Source organism: Wolbachia endosymbiont of Spodoptera picta (genome assembly GCF_018141665.1).
GTDB lineage: Bacteria > Pseudomonadota > Alphaproteobacteria > Rickettsiales > Anaplasmataceae > Wolbachia.
Genome location: NZ_CP067976.1, coordinates 943019 through 956951, shown reverse-complemented (window position 1 = coordinate 956951; position 13933 = coordinate 943019). Strand labels below are relative to the sequence as shown.

Below are 13933 nucleotides of genomic sequence, written 5' to 3'. Positions count from 1 at the left end.
ATGAAATATCCAGATTTCACATTAGAAAATACATTATCAGGAATTATAGCAGGAGTAGATGAAGTTGGAAGAGGTCCGCTTGCCGGTCCAGTGATATCTGCAGCTGTAATATTTACTGATAGAGATACGGTTATTGATGGAATAAACGACTCAAAAAAGCTAACCCCTAAGTGTAGGCAAGTTCTATACGAAAAAATAACGTCTGTTGCAAAATTTGGTATAGGAATGGCAAGTGTAGAGGAAATAGACTCATACAATATCTTGCAAGCAACAAAGCTTTCAATGAAACGTGCGCTGGTAAATTTAGATTTAGAACTAGATTATGTGTTAGTTGATGGTAACCAACCACTTGAAGTGAAATGGCAAACAAAGTCTGTAGTGAATGGTGATAGTTTAAGTATATCAATTGCAGCCGCTTCAATCGTTGCAAAAGTTACAAGAGATCGACTTATGGAAGAATTGCATAATAAACATCCTCAATATAATTGGTATAAAAATAAAGGATATGGAACAAAAGAACACCTCAGCGCTATTGGCCTTCATGGAATTACGAAGCACCATAGAAAGAATTTTGCACCTATAAGAATACTATAGCCTTTAATCACTTACCTTTTTTGAAAGGTATGTTTTCATTAAACAGGCAGACTGTACTTGATCCGTTTCTTAAGGTAAATACCGAGTTTACTCTTTCAATTATCAGATAGTCATCAACTGTACGAAAATTTATCAAGGACTCATATCCTGCAGAATCAACCATAAAAACTGCCGGGAAATCAGAGTTTATTTTATTAAATTGTAGATATGTAAATTTTCCGTCATCAAAAACCTTAATTGGTATTATTGATTGACTGCCTTTAACGTGCGATATGGAATAGTTAAAATTCAAGCCTTTCTTTATAACCTCAATATCACTTATATCAGGGATAGTGGTATAACTAGCTTGCTCTAGAATATCACCGTTACTCGTTGAATAAATTTCATCACTGTTGAACAGTGGATAAAGAAACCTTACTTCATATGCTAACCTTGGATCATCTAGCCCGTTTGCTTCTTCAGCATGAAATTCGAAATAATAAACTCTTTTATTGGTAATTATAGTTGCATTAGTATCGGCAATATCATCTATAGGCTTAATAAATAATCTATTACCTTGAGGAAGGAGTTGCCAACCGGTTGCATCACCCATTGAAAGACTCTCTATTACCTCCCCTGGCTCAAACAATATGCTGGATTGATAACCATAAAAGCCCGTGTACTTATGTATAGCCTGTGGATTATAATTCATTACCTTTATGTGATTATCACCAGCTATTGGTCTTGGTTCCTGTTTTGCAAGTGCATAACCACTACAAAAAAATAATAGTGCAACAAAGAGTACCCTAATCATAGTATCAAAATAAACTGATCTTTATTTTATCATTGATAGACATGTACTGCAACTATCAAACTATCCCAGTAGTAAGCGACAGAAAATGCAAGCTTCATAATAATTCATTACTGCAGGAAAAAATTCTTTAAACATTATTTTCATATATGTTAAAATGAGTTGTGAGGTAAATTAGGGAGTGTTAAATAAACCATACGCGTCAAGTTAAGGAAAAGTGGTATAAGGAAGAAAGGAAACGAAAAAAAACTATTTTATATATTAAGTAATAAAGTTATTAATTTATAGATTATTCTAGATAAGAACTCCCTAAAAAAATAAATGTAACAAATAAAATGCCCATCTCAAATGTTGCTATATTTCACGATATTTCCTTAACTTGACGCGTATGGTTTATTTAACACTTCCTGCAAATTAACTACAGATTTTATGTCTAAGTTACTCCACAAAATTTTTCCTTTCCTTATCCAAGATTCAAATTTATAGTATCGATTCCTTTTTATGAAATATGAAGCCATCTCAAGTTATAGTTAAGCCTATATTCAGTGAATTACTTTCACAAGTGCAATTGATTTTAGTGTTATACTGTTCTAACAGTAAAGAAGTCATATAGATAATAATGTCTTTTGTATCCAAACGAATATCATTTTTTTTTGTTAATTTGCTCACTAATAATGTACTTATTGATTTATGTTCATTTACTACTTTTATAGTGAGTAGTGTTTTATCTTCTGTTTTAGTCAGTAAAATAGACACTAATTCAATTTGTGCCACTGCACTGATTATAGTTATCACCATATTGGAAATTATCTTATTTATTTTTTCAATTAAGTTTTCTGTAGGACATTCACTTACTCTCCACTGAAGCTTTACTTTTTTTTTAATAAATAATTTTCTATATTGGATTTAGTCTTAACAAAGCTGCAATTATCTGATGAATGAGAATACGCTTGCTTCATAACTTTGTATTTATATATTAAATCATCGGAGCTTTCTTTAAGCAATGACAATGCTTCGTTTTGCATATTAGGGTTGTTTTCTTCAAGCTCTTCCAATCCACCCACTATTCCTTGCATAGAACTAGCAAAATCATGAAGAATTCGTCCTGATAGGCATTCTGTTATTAACATTATGTTTTTATTCATTGGATAAAAGTATAAATGATTTAAGTTAACCCTATATTGGTAGGCACGTAGTAGTCAATTTAAGAGAAAGTTTCGTTGCGCTTTTTGTGTCACAGCATTAATGTAGTATTAATAATTATAAGATTTATGAAGGCGTTATGAATACTTATGCTAAATCTGGAATAGACCTTAAACTATATAACGAACTAATAAAAAAAGTTAAACCTATTATTGAAAAGACTAAAGGAGAAGAAGTAATTAGTGAAGTAGGATCATTTTCCGCATTGTTTGACTTTTCTTCGCTGAGTAAGAAATACGACCATCCAGTACTTGTTTCCTCAACTGATGGAGTGGGCACAAAACTATTAATAGCTCAAGAGGTGAATAAGCATGATACTATAGGTATAGACTTAGTTGCAATGTGTGTAAATGATTTACTTGCACAAGGAGCAACACCTTTATTTTTCCTTGATTACTTTGCAACAGGCGTTTTAAACAAAAACGTTTTATTGTCTGTAATCCAGGGCATTGCAGAAGGGTGCAAGGAATCTAAAATAGCATTAGTTGGTGGAGAAACTGCAGAAATGCCTGGAATGTATGGTAACAATCACTATGACCTTGCAGGGTTTGTGGTTGGTGTTGTTGATCGAAAGCAAATTCTTCCAAACTGTAGTATAATGAAAGCAGGTGACTGTGTAGTTGGTTTAGAATCAAATGGAATTCACTCAAATGGATTTTCTTTGGTGCGCCATATTTTTAAAAGCTTAGGTATAAATTATAATGATATATCTCCATGGAATAATAAATCTTGGGGTGAAATATTACTTAAGCCAACAAAGATATATGTTGATTCTTTGTTGCCTATTATGCTAAAGGTAAAAGGCATTGCGCATATAACAGGTGGCGGGTTAATAGACAATATTCCAAGAATTCTCTCAGGAAATTTATTTGTAGACATAAATATTAATTCTTGGAAATGGCCAGATATATTTTTATGGCTGAAAGAAGAAGGCAAAATAGAAAAGAGAGAAATGTTAAAAACATTTAATTGCGGCATAGGTATAGTACTGATTGTAGATCCCGAGAATATGAAGGATGTGGAAAGTCATTTCCAAAAGCGTGGAGAAAAAATTGAGATTATTGGAAAACTTGATGAGGCATGTAACCCTCCACTTGATAGAGTAGTATTTAGTTAGTCTAACTTTACTGACAGTCTTTTTGCAACTTCTGAGTATGCTTCCTTTAAGTTTCCTAGATTTAAACGGAAAACATCTTTGTCTAGCTTTTTATGCGTATTTTTATCCCATAGCCTACAATTATCAGGGCTGATTTCATCGGCTAAAATGATTTTAGTGCTGTTGTTTATCAATTTACCAAATTCTAACTTGAGATCAACTAAATATATATTTGCATTTGAAAATAGGTCGACTAAGATTTTGTTGATCTTTAAAGTTGTAGTTTTAACTTCTTCCATTTCTTTATGGGATAACCAACCAAAATATAGTATGTGATTTTCATTCACCATTGGGTCGGCTAGGTCATCATTTTTGTAAAAAAACTCGATTATAGGAGATGTAAGTGTCTCACCTTCTTTGATATTAAAACGTTTGCAAAAGCTGCCAGCTGCAATGTTTCTAACCACTATCTCAAGAGGTATTATCTTGAGTTTTTTGACTAGCTGTTCTCTTTCGTTTAGAGTGTTTATAAAGTGCGTGCTAATTCCTGCTTCTTCAAGCTTTTCCATGATAAAAGCACTAACATGATTATTAATTATTCCTTTGCCCTCAATAATTTCATATTTTTCCTTGTTGAACGCTGTAACATCATCTTTAAAGTGCTGTATGACATTTAACGAGTCTTCAGTTGCTATAATGGATTTTGCTTTACCTTCGTAAATGATTTTATTCGGTAACATGATTAATTTAGCTGTATACTATAAGATAATATCAAATTGCTGCTTAGTTTACTACAAATTTGCTAATGACGTTTAGTGTTACAGTGTTAACCATATTTCCAGAAATGTTCCCCGGGTTTTTGAACTATTCTCTTGCCGGAAAAGCGTTAGAAAAAAAAATATGGAACCTTGAAGTAATAAATATTCGTTCTTTTGCAAAAGATAAACATTCAACTGTGGATGATGTTCCATATGGAGGTGGAGCAGGGATGGTTATGCGCCCAGATGTGATTGGTAATGCAGTTGATAATGTGCTTTCTGCTCATAAAAATACTAGATTTATTTATATGACTCCATCTGGTACAAAATTTAATCAGAGCATTGCAAAGGAGCTAACAGAAATTCCTCATGTAACAATATTGTGTGGTCGATTTGAAGGTGTTGACCAAAGAGTAATTGATGTGTATACTCCTTATGAGTTAAGTATTGGAGATTATATACTTTCGGGAGGTGAGCCAGCTGCAATGGTGGTTCTTGATGCATGTATTAGGCTTCTTCCAGGTGTAGTAAATAATTTCGATAGCGTTGCTGAAGAAAGTTTTAGTTATAGTGGTGGTATGCTTGAATATCCTCAATATACTAGGCCTGAGCAGTGGAGTAGGTACAAAGTTCCTGAGGTTCTGTTGTCTGGCAATCACAGAAAAATAAGTGATTGGAGAAGGGAACAGTCATATGTTAGAACAAAGGAACGTCGACCTGAATTGTTGAATGGAGATGATAAATGACAAACTTACTTGAAAAATTTAACGAACAACAAATACAAAGATTAGCCAAAGAGATGCCAGCTTTTTGTCCTGGCGATGATTTGAAGGTCACTTTTAAGGTAGTTGATAGTACGGGTGAGCGTATACAGATATTTGAGGGCGTATGTATATCAAAAAGAAATCGTGGATTACACTCTTCTTTTTCAGTTAGAAAAGTAAGTCATGGAGAAAGTATAGTATCACAATTTTTTGTTTACTCTCCTGCATTAATTTCAGTACAAGTGATAAGAAAGGGAAAGGTCCGTAGAGCAAAATTATATTATCTGTGCAAGCTATTTGGAAAAGCTGCAAGGATCAAAGAACGTACTACTTATGTTAAAAAAAAATCTAAGTAGATACAATAGGGAGTGATGTCAATTGTATCATCTCAAAACTCTCTCTTATTATCCCAGTGTGTGACGCACAACTGTACGTTTGCCTCCCGCTGTGGTGTCATCCCAATGTTTGACACTGGGATCCAGATTCTCCTTTTGGTTTGTGCTTTCATGAGAAATATAAAAATTATTTGCAGGCAAAGCCTGCTAGATCTCAGTGTCAAGCACTGGAAAAAGGGGAAAGTTTTTTCAAATCCTCATATAAAGAAAAGTAAATGAGTATAAAGAAAAACTTCCTTAAGTTACTTCAATCTAAGCGCGTACATGCTCGTGTAAAAAGAAAAAATAAAAAGAACAGCATTTTATGCTTTTGCTCTTTTACATCACTGATTGTCTCAGTTGGGTGTCCTATATGTATATTACTAAGTATATTAGTTAACTCTTATAGTGCTTTAACAGTAACGAAAATTTTATTGCCAGTTGAAATAAATGCTGATCTTACTTTAACAAATAATCCTAGTGATTTGCGGTATAAGTCCATTGGCTTACTCAACGATTCTTTACGTAAGGTGTTTAAAGAAACTGATTTTAAAGACAGTGACGAAATTTTAAGTCGTAATTCTTACAAAGAACTAGAGAAATTTTTTCGTAAGAAAGTGAAAGATAGTGGTGAATATGAGATCTGGTTTACCGCATCGAGTGTGATCAATTCACTATATAAAAATAAATGTTTGAATGATCATTATGCTAAATTACTTGATTGGTTAAAAGAGAAGGGAAGAGTAAGAAAATTTTTTAATAAGTCTCTGTTTCTTAAGTCTGATTCTCGTGAGCCTGAGAATGCAGGGATTTTAGGGGCATTTATCGGTTCATTAATGACAATTATAGTATGTTTAGCGTTGGCATTGCCAATAGGAATTATGTCAGGTATCTGTCTTTATGAATTTATGCCTAGAAATAGGCTAATAACCAGTATTGTAGAAATTAGCATGAATAACCTTGCTGCAGTGCCTTCGATAATATTTGGTGTGGTAGGACTGACTCTCTACTTGGGCATATTTGGTTTACCCCGTTCTTCACCGCTTGTTGGCGGGATGACTCTTTCATTTATGATGCTGCCTAATATTATTATTGCAACAAAAAATGCCTTTACAAACGTTCCTATTACAATAAAAGATGCAGCGTTTGCGCTAGGTGCACCTCACATCAAGGTGATATTGGATCACTCTTTACCGATTGCGTTGCCACGGATAATACATGGTGCAGTGCTTGCAATTGCAAGGATTTTAGGCGAATCCTCCCCTTTACTTATGATAGGCATGGTAGCATTTATTGCTGATACACCTACATCCTTCTTCGATCCGGCAACTGTTTTACCTGTACAAATATACATATGGTCAAGTAGTCCTGAAATTGCATTTATTGAGCTTGCTGCCATTGCAATTATAGCTTTATTGTTAATGCTATTTGCTTTGAATTTAATAGCAAATTTTGTAAAAAGAAAGTTCGAGTTTTTTGATTCATGAAAATTACAATCCTATCTGGTTATGGCTTAAATTGCGAAAAAGAAACTGCATTTGCATTTATGGAATGCAGCAGAAAGCTTGGTATTAATAATATTGAAGTAAAAATCGTTCACATTAATGATATTATAGATAATCCAAGTGAACTGAAATTAAGTAATATACTTGCAATTCCAGGAGGTTTTTCCTATGGTGATGATACTGGCGCTGGTAATGCATTTGCTTTGCGTATAAAAAACAACTTGTTAGACGAATTTCAAAATTTCTTATCTCAGGATAAGCTTATTATAGGGATATGTAATGGTTGCCAGATATTAGTAAAATTAGTTCCAGAATTCTCTAATCTAGCTTTAACCTCTAATGATATAGGTAATTACCAATGTCGTTGGATTAGAGTGAGAGTTAATCCGCAGAGTAGTTCTGTTTGGCTACGGGGCCTGAGTGAGCTATATCTTCCTGTTGCTCATGGAGAAGGCAGGTTTTTTATGGATCAAGATATTTTAAATCAATTGATTGAAAATAATTCCGTTGCACTGCGTTACGTTGATGAAAATGGTGACTATGCAAATTTACAATTTCCTTACAATCCAAACGGATCTATATACGACCTGGCAGCTTTGTCAGACAAAAGTGGTAGAGTTTTAGCTTTAATGCCTCACCCAGAGAGAGGAATATTTTTTACTCAGCAGGATAACTGGCCTCTTGAAAAAGAAAAATGTAAACGTTCAGGAGTGGCTATGCCAAAATATGGTAATGGAATGCTCATATTTGAGAATGCACTAAAATATTTTGCGTAAGTATTACAATACGTTACATACAACAAGTTTTTAAGCCATAAAAAGTTACTTGATCAGGTCCTGTTATGACAATAAATCCTTATCTTTGATCTGCAGAGTAGCTTTCTCTAACGTTAGGGATATAATTGCTCCACTTTCCAAGTGCTTTTCTCAACAAGAGTATATCTAAATCTAGTGTGTCTCCTATATTCACCTTCTTGCCAAAATTCAATTACCTTTGGGATTACGCAAAATCCCACCCAAAAGTCAGGACGAGAAACTTGTGTATTGTGAAATTCTTTCTCTTTCAATTCTATAGCCTGCTCAAAATCTTGCCAATTTTTCAGAACTCTTGATTGTTTTGAGCACCACGCGCTAATTTGACTATCACGTGCTCGAGAAGAGAAATATTCGTCAGCCTTTTTGCCGCTTAGAAGCATAACTTCTCCTTCAATTCGTACTTGTCTAGAAAATTCTGTCCAATGAAATACGAGTGCAGCTTTGGGGTTCTCAGTCAATTCTTTTCCTTTTCTACTGTTTACGTTAGTAAAGAACACAAAACCTTCTTTACTATATTCCTTTAGTAATACCACTCTTGCAGATGGAATGCAGTCTTTGCTACACGTTGCTAGCGTCATTGCAGTTGGCTCTTTACACGGAGAATTAAGTACTTCTTGATACCACTTTGAAAACAAATCAAAAGGATCTTTTTCAGGTGAGAGTGTCATATGCAAAAATAAAATTTAATTCTGACATGCATTGCAAAAATAAGTGCTACGACCATTTTGTCGTATAAGTGTTATGATATTGTTGCAGATTCTGCAAGGTTTTTGCACTTTACCATATACGTAAAAGTTATTTTGAAAGTATCCAGCAGATCCAGATGGTTGTGCATAATCTTTCAGTGTTGAACCACCAGCAGCAATTGCATCACTCAGAGTATTTTTTATTTCGATAGCAAGTTTTTCGCACTCTATATATGTTAAATCTTGTGCTAGCCTAAGTGGTGATATGCGAGCTCTAAATAAGCTCTCAGAAGCATATATGTTACCTACGCCAACTATTAGCTTATTATTCATTAATACTGATTTGATATTTGCTTTTCTGTTCTTTAGCAACTTCTGTAAATAATGTCCGTCAAATTCATCTGTGAGGGGTTCTATTCCTAGGTTATTAAAAAAATTTAGTTCTTGCTCTCTGTTTAAAACAATCACTAATCCAAACCTTCTTGGGTCATTAAAGATTAGTGAAGTGTTGTCAGAAAATAAGAATATCACATGATCATGTTTGTTCTGTGCTTGATTGTCTTCAGCATATATAAGCTTTCCGCTCATGCCAAGGTGTATGATTACAGCCATACTAGCATCTATATTCGAGATTATATATTTACCTCTACGCTTGATATCATTTATAACTTTGCCCTTTAGCAAATCATCAATATTCTTCGTTATTGGTACACGCAAATTACAATTATTGACTGTCACATTGCTTATTTTCTTATTTTTGATTTTATCAAATAAGAAGTTAGAGATTACTTCCACTTCTGGGAGTTCTGGCATCTTGTCTACTCTGCTGCTGTTTTTTTCTTTTTAGAATATTTTGCTTTAAAGCTTTTGCCAATCTTTTTCTCTCTTCTTCTTTTTCCTTATTTTTTTTCATGTTATTCATTATCATAATACGTGAACTTGCCGTTGTAGCTCAGGTGGTAGAGTACGTCATTGGTAATGACGAGGTCCCAAGTTCGAATCTTGGTAACGGCAGTTTAGAGGACGATATTCATAAAGTCAATCCTCTAGATGCTAATTAGATTATAGAAAAACATCTAGTAAATACCTTTTATACACTACCATTAAGCTGCTTTTTCAGTATTACTATTCAATAATACCTGCCGTAATTTTTCTTTAGAAAATCCATGCATTAAAAGAAATTGTATAATCCTTTGCCAAAAATCCCTCACAATATACTGAAGGATTATTAAAACTTACGTTGGCAGGGTTAAACCTGTTACCATAACTTCCCCCACCACAAATATTTTCATAACAACACTGCTTACAATCGTCAGGCCTGTTTTCCATATCACTCAAAAAGTTATTAAAAAATTTATCTGATAAGAACTTAGCCCAACTAGTATTGCTTATGTTATATTCAACAAACTTATGAGGGACACATGTTCTCAAATCATCTAGTGGGCCGAGATTACCATTATTGGAAACACATATTAACGGTAATACAAAAGGGCTTCTCTTGCCAAATCCCTCAACTCTTGAATAATTACCGTAAAATAGCTCTAATGAAAAGTTATATAGAAATTTCTCTATCCTTTTTATGATAGTTCTCAGTCAGGTCTTCTTTTATCTTATCTGCCCAGCATATATTACCATGCCCTCCACCATCTCTATCAAACTGACAATGGCTACTGTGATTATTTCTACCATGAAAATTATCTGAAAGCTTCTCTATTCTTTTAAGTATAATACTACTACTAACTTGACCAATATTAACGCTAAGACGCTCTAATAATAAATCCACTTGTTTTTCTTTGTCATTTACCATAATTACTTTGCTTTAAAATAGCAAAGTTTAGGTTTACTATAGCTTTTGTCAAGAGTTTATTTGAGCTATTTATATATTGGAATGCTACTCGTCATTTTATTTGCTTTCAAATGTATAACTTTCGGTATCTTGTTTTCAAGGACTTTTAACTTAATATTACCACTATTAAGATCAATACTATAGCATTTTAGTTCTTGACCATCCTTGAGTCTCATATTATGGCAATCACTACCTAATTTAACCCCACGTATCTTTTGTAGCTCTAGACTTCTGGTTAAGTTAAAGCATATATCACTATACTTATCAGTATCTTGGAAAGTTAAATTTTTATTCAGTAATCTACTGGGTAATAAACTGAGAAGTATGCTAGAATCTCCTATAGAGGCTATGATATCTTTTATAAAGGACTCTGATAAGTAATGTTTTAAATGACTTGCAAATAAGTCAACATTAAAATTAACTTGCTTTGAAGTCGCTTCATTTATTATTCTATTTATAACATTTAATAAGTTATATTCTCCATTACTAATCTCATTTAATTTCTCATCAATTATCATTGCAAGAATAAAACCTCTGTTATAGCTCAACATGCTTATGTTTTTATCAAGTAAATGTTTTTTGCCTACCTTTTCAAAATTAATATCAAGTACTAAGGAGTTAAAATATTTTTTTTAAAATAGTATTAATTATTTCTAAATATTCATCTTTATTAATAAGTTTCGTGTCAAGTAAGGTTTTCACTCCATAAAATTCCGTAAATCCTTCAAAAAACCACTTATATTTTATTTCATTTTTCTTATCGTTATCTTGCTCTATTATATGTCCTATATATCTGTGAATTAATTCATGTGATATCACTCTAGTATAATCTTTGATATTTTTTTTTAAGCTTCCCTCAATAATTACATAGTCCTTTCCTGCAGCACCTGTAGTTCTACTAAGATTGGGATTATCAACAAGTACTATATTATACGGCTTACTTTCTAGTATGAATAAGTTATCTTGAGCTAAGATAATTTTATTAATAATATTTACAAGACTGATACTATTATGAGCATTGGTATAAAGCTTATTTCTTTTATCAAGATCAAAACTTCTAAAATTGTCAGTTCTAATAATTTTTTCTATATTATCAAAAGGTTTTCTAAAAGGTAAAAAATCAGGTAAGTTTTTTAAATGTGATGAAGAGTTATCTAAAGCAATAGCAGAATGCATATACTGAACGTATATAAGGAAAAAACAAATAATATAATTTAATAGACTGTGTACATTTTTAAGCTTAATGTTTGCCATAAATAAAACAGGACATTGAAGAAGTGTAAGTAATTACGATTAAGCAAATATAATTTATTGCTAAGTAGGTGATAAGGATAATTTTAATTATCTCTTTAAAACTTTACTCTTCCCATATTATTGAACACCTTATAATAAAGACTGAGAAGAAAGTTATAAAGGATTCCATATTCTTATCATCATAGCGCTGTTACTATAGTAATAACACTAAGAATAACTATAAGTTTCTTTGAATGATAGTTGAATTTTGATTGAAATTTTGAGGCTATAAAAACCGCAGGTACCAGTTGGTTTTTATTAGCTAAAGTAAAGGTCAAGTATCTGGAATTCTGAACATAAAATCCCCCTATGAAAAAAAGATTAGAAAAAAATGCAGTGCACATACGACAGAAATTAAGTATGTGTGTATGCACCCACATACGCTGAAGAGGATACGCTACATTTTTGTATGAGTTCGATTGTTTAATAAAAAAAGTCTGCAGACAAAGATAAATTTTTGAGCTCTAAAAATATCTCTAATTGTAATTATAATCAGATTTAAAACACGCGGAAGTAAATTTTAGCTAAGGTAAGAATATATTGTAGAAAAAAGAACCCAAAAGTTAGCGTTATTGGTAATCCAAGCGCTAGTCTTGGTGTAACGGCACTGTAGACCTTACAATAAAGACTGAGAGGAAAGTTACAAAGGAAGATTATCATGCTTCTTCCATATTCTTTCTACTTTCTTGTTTTTAAGTAGCTCTAATGCTTTGTGAAAGTGATGCCTTGTTTTACTTGGCACTATAATGTCATCAATGTATCCATGTGATGCAGCAAAAAATGGATTAGCAAATTTCTCTTTATATTCTTTGATTAACGTTTGCTGGTCTTTTTCATGCCTAAATATAATTTCAACTGCACTTTCAGGGCCCATTACAGCTATCTCAGCGGTTGGCCAAGCATAATTTATATCACCTTTTAAATGCTTTGAGTTCATAACAATATATGCACCACCATACGCTTTTCTAGTGATAAGGCTAATTTTCGGCACGGTCGCTTCAGCGTAAGCGTAAAGCAGTTTCGCTCCGTGTTGTATTATATTATTGTATTCTTGATTCGTGCCAGGTAAAAACCCTGGAACATCAATAAGTGTGATGATGGGAATGTTAAATGCGTCACAAAATCTTACAAACCTTGCAGCTTTTCTTGAAGAGTCAATATCCAAGCATCCTGCAAGGTGCATAGGTTGATTTGCAACAACACCAATAGTATTTCCTCCAATTCTGCCAAAGCCAATTATGATGTTACGAGCAAAATCGGGTTTTAGTTCAAAAAATTTCCTTTCATCACACACCTTTTCAATGAGTTCATACATATCATAAGGAGTATTAGGATTACTAGGAACTAGAGTGTTCAAAGATTCATCAACATCATCAATTAAGTCGCAGATCGGTACAGTTTTTGGCAACTCTTGATTATTTGCTGGCAAAAAGGTGAAGAATTTTCGCATTTCTAGTAGCATTTCAACTTCATTATTGAATGCAAAATCTGTTACTCCTGTTTTGCTCGTATGAATTTTTGCTCCACCGAGATCTTCGTGGCTTACGTTTTCGTATGTAACCTTTTTTACTACATCTGGTCCGGTTATAAACATGTATGAGCTATTTTTTACCATGAAAATAAAATCGGTTAGCGCTGGAGAGTAAACTGCACCGCCAGCACATGGGCCCATGATTAGAGAGATTTGTGGTATAACGCCTGATGCATTTACATTCCTTTGAAAAATTTCTCCGTAACCAGCAAGGGAATTTACTCCTTCTTGGATTCTGGCTCCACCAGAATCGTTTAGTCCGATAATTGGAATCCTGGCATTAATTGCCATATCCATAATTTTGCATATTTTTTTTGCATGTGATGCACCAAGTGATCCACCAAAGACAGTGAAATCCTGAGAATAAACAAAAACTTTTCTGCCATAAATAGTACCATGGCCAATTACAACTCCATCACCTAAAAAATCAGCATTTTGCATGCCAAAATCAGTTGCGTGATGCTTCACAAACTTATCATACTCTTGAAATGAATTTTCATCGAGCAATATACTCAACCTTTCTCTAGCGGTTAGCTTTCCTTTTTCATGTTGCTTGTTAACTCTATCAGGACCTCCTCCTTTTTCGGCTTCTAATGTTTTGATCTTTAGAGTTTCTAGTATTTCAGAGTCTTGCATGTAGTAAAATAACTTTCAAATTGGTTGTAAACTTTATTGAGC

At 33.2% G+C, this 13933-nt stretch carries 18 protein-coding genes and 1 tRNA gene; 7 read left to right on the top strand and 12 right to left on the bottom strand.

Features of this window, described 5'->3' with window-relative positions; translation table 11 throughout:
- Positions 1 to 594 carry a ribonuclease HII gene (locus tag JKF54_RS04320; RefSeq protein WP_211907682.1) on the top strand — a complete coding sequence of 198 codons (594 nt, stop codon included), beginning with the start codon at positions 1 to 3 and terminating at the stop codon, positions 592 to 594.
- A 7-nt stretch (positions 595 to 601) separates the two neighbouring features.
- Here the strand turns inward: JKF54_RS04320 and virB9 are convergent, their stop codons facing one another.
- From virB9 to JKF54_RS04305, 3 genes are all read right to left on the bottom strand, one after another.
- Positions 602 to 1387: a P-type conjugative transfer protein VirB9 gene (virB9, locus tag JKF54_RS04315; protein ID WP_211907681.1), complete on the bottom strand. Its 786-nt coding sequence runs from the start codon at positions 1385 to 1387 to the stop codon at positions 602 to 604.
- A gap of 516 nt (positions 1388 to 1903) precedes the next feature.
- Positions 1904 to 2269 carry a histidine phosphotransferase family protein gene (locus JKF54_RS04310; protein ID WP_125855783.1) on the bottom strand — a complete coding sequence of 122 codons (366 nt, stop codon included), beginning with the start codon at positions 2267 to 2269 and terminating at the stop codon, positions 1904 to 1906.
- Positions 2254 to 2529 (bottom strand): hypothetical protein, encoded by a 276-nt coding sequence (locus tag JKF54_RS04305; RefSeq protein ID WP_012481935.1) that lies wholly within the window; start codon positions 2527 to 2529, stop codon positions 2254 to 2256. The genes JKF54_RS04310 and JKF54_RS04305 overlap by 16 nt, the downstream gene beginning before the upstream one ends.
- Before the next feature lie 137 nt (positions 2530 to 2666).
- On the opposite strand from JKF54_RS04305, the gene purM reads away from it, so the two are divergent.
- Positions 2667 to 3704, top strand: a complete 1038-nt coding sequence (gene purM / locus JKF54_RS04300; protein ID WP_211907680.1) for a phosphoribosylformylglycinamidine cyclo-ligase — start codon at positions 2667 to 2669, stop codon at positions 3702 to 3704.
- On the opposite strand, the gene purC is transcribed toward purM, so the two are convergent.
- The gene (gene purC, locus JKF54_RS04295; RefSeq protein ID WP_211907679.1) at positions 3701 to 4423 is read right to left on the bottom strand and encodes a phosphoribosylaminoimidazolesuccinocarboxamide synthase; all 723 of its coding nucleotides are present in this window, start codon (positions 4421 to 4423) and stop codon (positions 3701 to 3703) included. The two genes, purM and purC, sit on opposite strands and share 4 nt — an antisense overlap.
- A gap of 65 nt (positions 4424 to 4488) precedes the next feature.
- On the opposite strand from purC, the gene trmD reads away from it, so the two are divergent.
- The 4 genes from trmD (at position 4489) to JKF54_RS04275 (ending at position 7860) form a co-directional block, all read left to right on the top strand.
- The gene (gene trmD / locus JKF54_RS04290) at positions 4489 to 5187 is read left to right on the top strand and encodes a tRNA (guanosine(37)-N1)-methyltransferase TrmD (RefSeq protein ID WP_211907678.1); all 699 of its coding nucleotides are present in this window, start codon (positions 4489 to 4491) and stop codon (positions 5185 to 5187) included.
- A complete protein-coding gene (gene rplS, locus JKF54_RS04285; RefSeq protein ID WP_064085768.1) occupies positions 5184 to 5561 on the top strand; it encodes a 50S ribosomal protein L19 in 378 nt (125 codons plus the stop codon). Before trmD ends, rplS begins: the two co-directional genes overlap by 4 nt.
- Positions 5562 to 5815: 254 nt before the next feature.
- A complete protein-coding gene (pstA, locus tag JKF54_RS04280; RefSeq protein WP_211907677.1) occupies positions 5816 to 7066 on the top strand; it encodes a phosphate ABC transporter permease PstA in 1251 nt (416 codons plus the stop codon).
- Positions 7063 to 7860 carry a phosphoribosylformylglycinamidine synthase subunit PurQ gene (locus JKF54_RS04275; RefSeq protein WP_211907676.1) on the top strand — a complete coding sequence of 266 codons (798 nt, stop codon included), beginning with the start codon at positions 7063 to 7065 and terminating at the stop codon, positions 7858 to 7860. Before pstA ends, JKF54_RS04275 begins: the two co-directional genes overlap by 4 nt.
- A gap of 113 nt (positions 7861 to 7973) precedes the next feature.
- Here the strand turns inward: JKF54_RS04275 and pdxH are convergent, their stop codons facing one another.
- From pdxH to JKF54_RS04260, 3 genes are read right to left on the bottom strand one after another with little or no spacing between them, the layout of a single operon-like run.
- A complete protein-coding gene (gene pdxH, locus JKF54_RS04270; protein WP_211907675.1) occupies positions 7974 to 8567 on the bottom strand; it encodes a pyridoxamine 5'-phosphate oxidase in 594 nt (197 codons plus the stop codon).
- Between the two features lie 15 nt (positions 8568 to 8582).
- Positions 8583 to 9398, bottom strand: a complete 816-nt coding sequence (gene mutM, locus JKF54_RS04265) for a bifunctional DNA-formamidopyrimidine glycosylase/DNA-(apurinic or apyrimidinic site) lyase (RefSeq protein WP_029237631.1) — start codon at positions 9396 to 9398, stop codon at positions 8583 to 8585.
- Positions 9364 to 9507 (bottom strand): hypothetical protein, encoded by a 144-nt coding sequence (locus JKF54_RS04260; RefSeq protein WP_164819321.1) that lies wholly within the window; start codon positions 9505 to 9507, stop codon positions 9364 to 9366. Before JKF54_RS04260 ends, mutM begins: the two co-directional genes overlap by 35 nt.
- Positions 9508 to 9526: 19 nt before the next feature.
- Here JKF54_RS04260 and JKF54_RS04255 point away from each other — a divergent pair.
- Positions 9527 to 9599, top strand: a tRNA-Thr gene (locus JKF54_RS04255).
- A 141-nt stretch (positions 9600 to 9740) separates the two neighbouring features.
- On the opposite strand, the gene JKF54_RS06480 is transcribed toward JKF54_RS04255, so the two are convergent.
- The 5 genes from JKF54_RS06480 to JKF54_RS04235 form a co-directional block, all read right to left on the bottom strand.
- Positions 9741 to 9914 (bottom strand): hypothetical protein, encoded by a 174-nt coding sequence (locus JKF54_RS06480; protein WP_179943622.1) that lies wholly within the window; start codon positions 9912 to 9914, stop codon positions 9741 to 9743.
- 223 nt (positions 9915 to 10137) lie between these two features.
- Complete coding sequence (locus tag JKF54_RS04245) at positions 10138 to 10392, bottom strand: hypothetical protein (protein WP_211907674.1); 255 nt, start codon at positions 10390 to 10392, stop codon at positions 10138 to 10140.
- Between the two features lie 65 nt (positions 10393 to 10457).
- Positions 10458 to 10982: a hypothetical protein gene (locus JKF54_RS04240; protein ID WP_246433120.1), complete on the bottom strand. Its 525-nt coding sequence runs from the start codon at positions 10980 to 10982 to the stop codon at positions 10458 to 10460.
- 67 nt (positions 10983 to 11049) lie between these two features.
- The gene (locus JKF54_RS06475; RefSeq protein WP_246433119.1) at positions 11050 to 11685 is read right to left on the bottom strand and encodes a M61 family metallopeptidase; all 636 of its coding nucleotides are present in this window, start codon (positions 11683 to 11685) and stop codon (positions 11050 to 11052) included.
- 679 nt (positions 11686 to 12364) lie between these two features.
- Entirely contained in the window at positions 12365 to 13891 is a 1527-nt protein-coding gene (locus tag JKF54_RS04235; RefSeq protein WP_211907673.1) for an acyl-CoA carboxylase subunit beta, read from the bottom strand.
- Between the last annotated feature and the right edge of the window lie 42 nt (positions 13892 to 13933).

Bases quoted from the DNA above. Each gene is read 5' to 3' on its own strand.
- trmD (WP_211907678.1), top strand. From the start codon at position 4,489: ATGACGTTTAGTGTTACAGTGTTAACCATATTTCCAGAAATGTTCCCC.
- purM (WP_211907680.1), top strand. From the start codon at position 2,667: ATGAATACTTATGCTAAATCTGGAATAGACCTTAAACTATATAACGAA.
- JKF54_RS04260 (WP_164819321.1), bottom strand. From the start codon at position 9,507: ATGAATAACATGAAAAAAAATAAGGAAAAAGAAGAAGAGAGAAAAAGA.
- JKF54_RS04235 (WP_211907673.1), bottom strand. From the start codon at position 13,891: ATGCAAGACTCTGAAATACTAGAAACTCTAAAGATCAAAACATTAGAA.
- JKF54_RS06480 (WP_179943622.1), bottom strand. From the start codon at position 9,914: ATGGAAAACAGGCCTGACGATTGTAAGCAGTGTTGTTATGAAAATATT.
- JKF54_RS04275 (WP_211907676.1), top strand. From the start codon at position 7,063: ATGAAAATTACAATCCTATCTGGTTATGGCTTAAATTGCGAAAAAGAA.
- virB9 (WP_211907681.1), bottom strand. From the start codon at position 1,387: ATGATTAGGGTACTCTTTGTTGCACTATTATTTTTTTGTAGTGGTTAT.
- pstA (WP_211907677.1), top strand. From the start codon at position 5,816: ATGAGTATAAAGAAAAACTTCCTTAAGTTACTTCAATCTAAGCGCGTA.
- mutM (WP_029237631.1), bottom strand. From the start codon at position 9,398: ATGCCAGAACTCCCAGAAGTGGAAGTAATCTCTAACTTCTTATTTGAT.
- purC (WP_211907679.1), bottom strand. From the start codon at position 4,423: ATGTTACCGAATAAAATCATTTACGAAGGTAAAGCAAAATCCATTATA.
- JKF54_RS06475 (WP_246433119.1), bottom strand. From the start codon at position 11,685: ATGGCAAACATTAAGCTTAAAAATGTACACAGTCTATTAAATTATATT.
- pdxH (WP_211907675.1), bottom strand. From the start codon at position 8,567: ATGACACTCTCACCTGAAAAAGATCCTTTTGATTTGTTTTCAAAGTGG.
- JKF54_RS04240 (WP_246433120.1), bottom strand. From the start codon at position 10,982: ATGTTGAGCTATAACAGAGGTTTTATTCTTGCAATGATAATTGATGAG.
- JKF54_RS04320 (WP_211907682.1), top strand. From the start codon at position 1: ATGAAATATCCAGATTTCACATTAGAAAATACATTATCAGGAATTATA.
- JKF54_RS04245 (WP_211907674.1), bottom strand. From the start codon at position 10,392: ATGGTAAATGACAAAGAAAAACAAGTGGATTTATTATTAGAGCGTCTT.
- rplS (WP_064085768.1), top strand. From the start codon at position 5,184: ATGACAAACTTACTTGAAAAATTTAACGAACAACAAATACAAAGATTA.
- JKF54_RS04305 (WP_012481935.1), bottom strand. From the start codon at position 2,529: ATGAATAAAAACATAATGTTAATAACAGAATGCCTATCAGGACGAATT.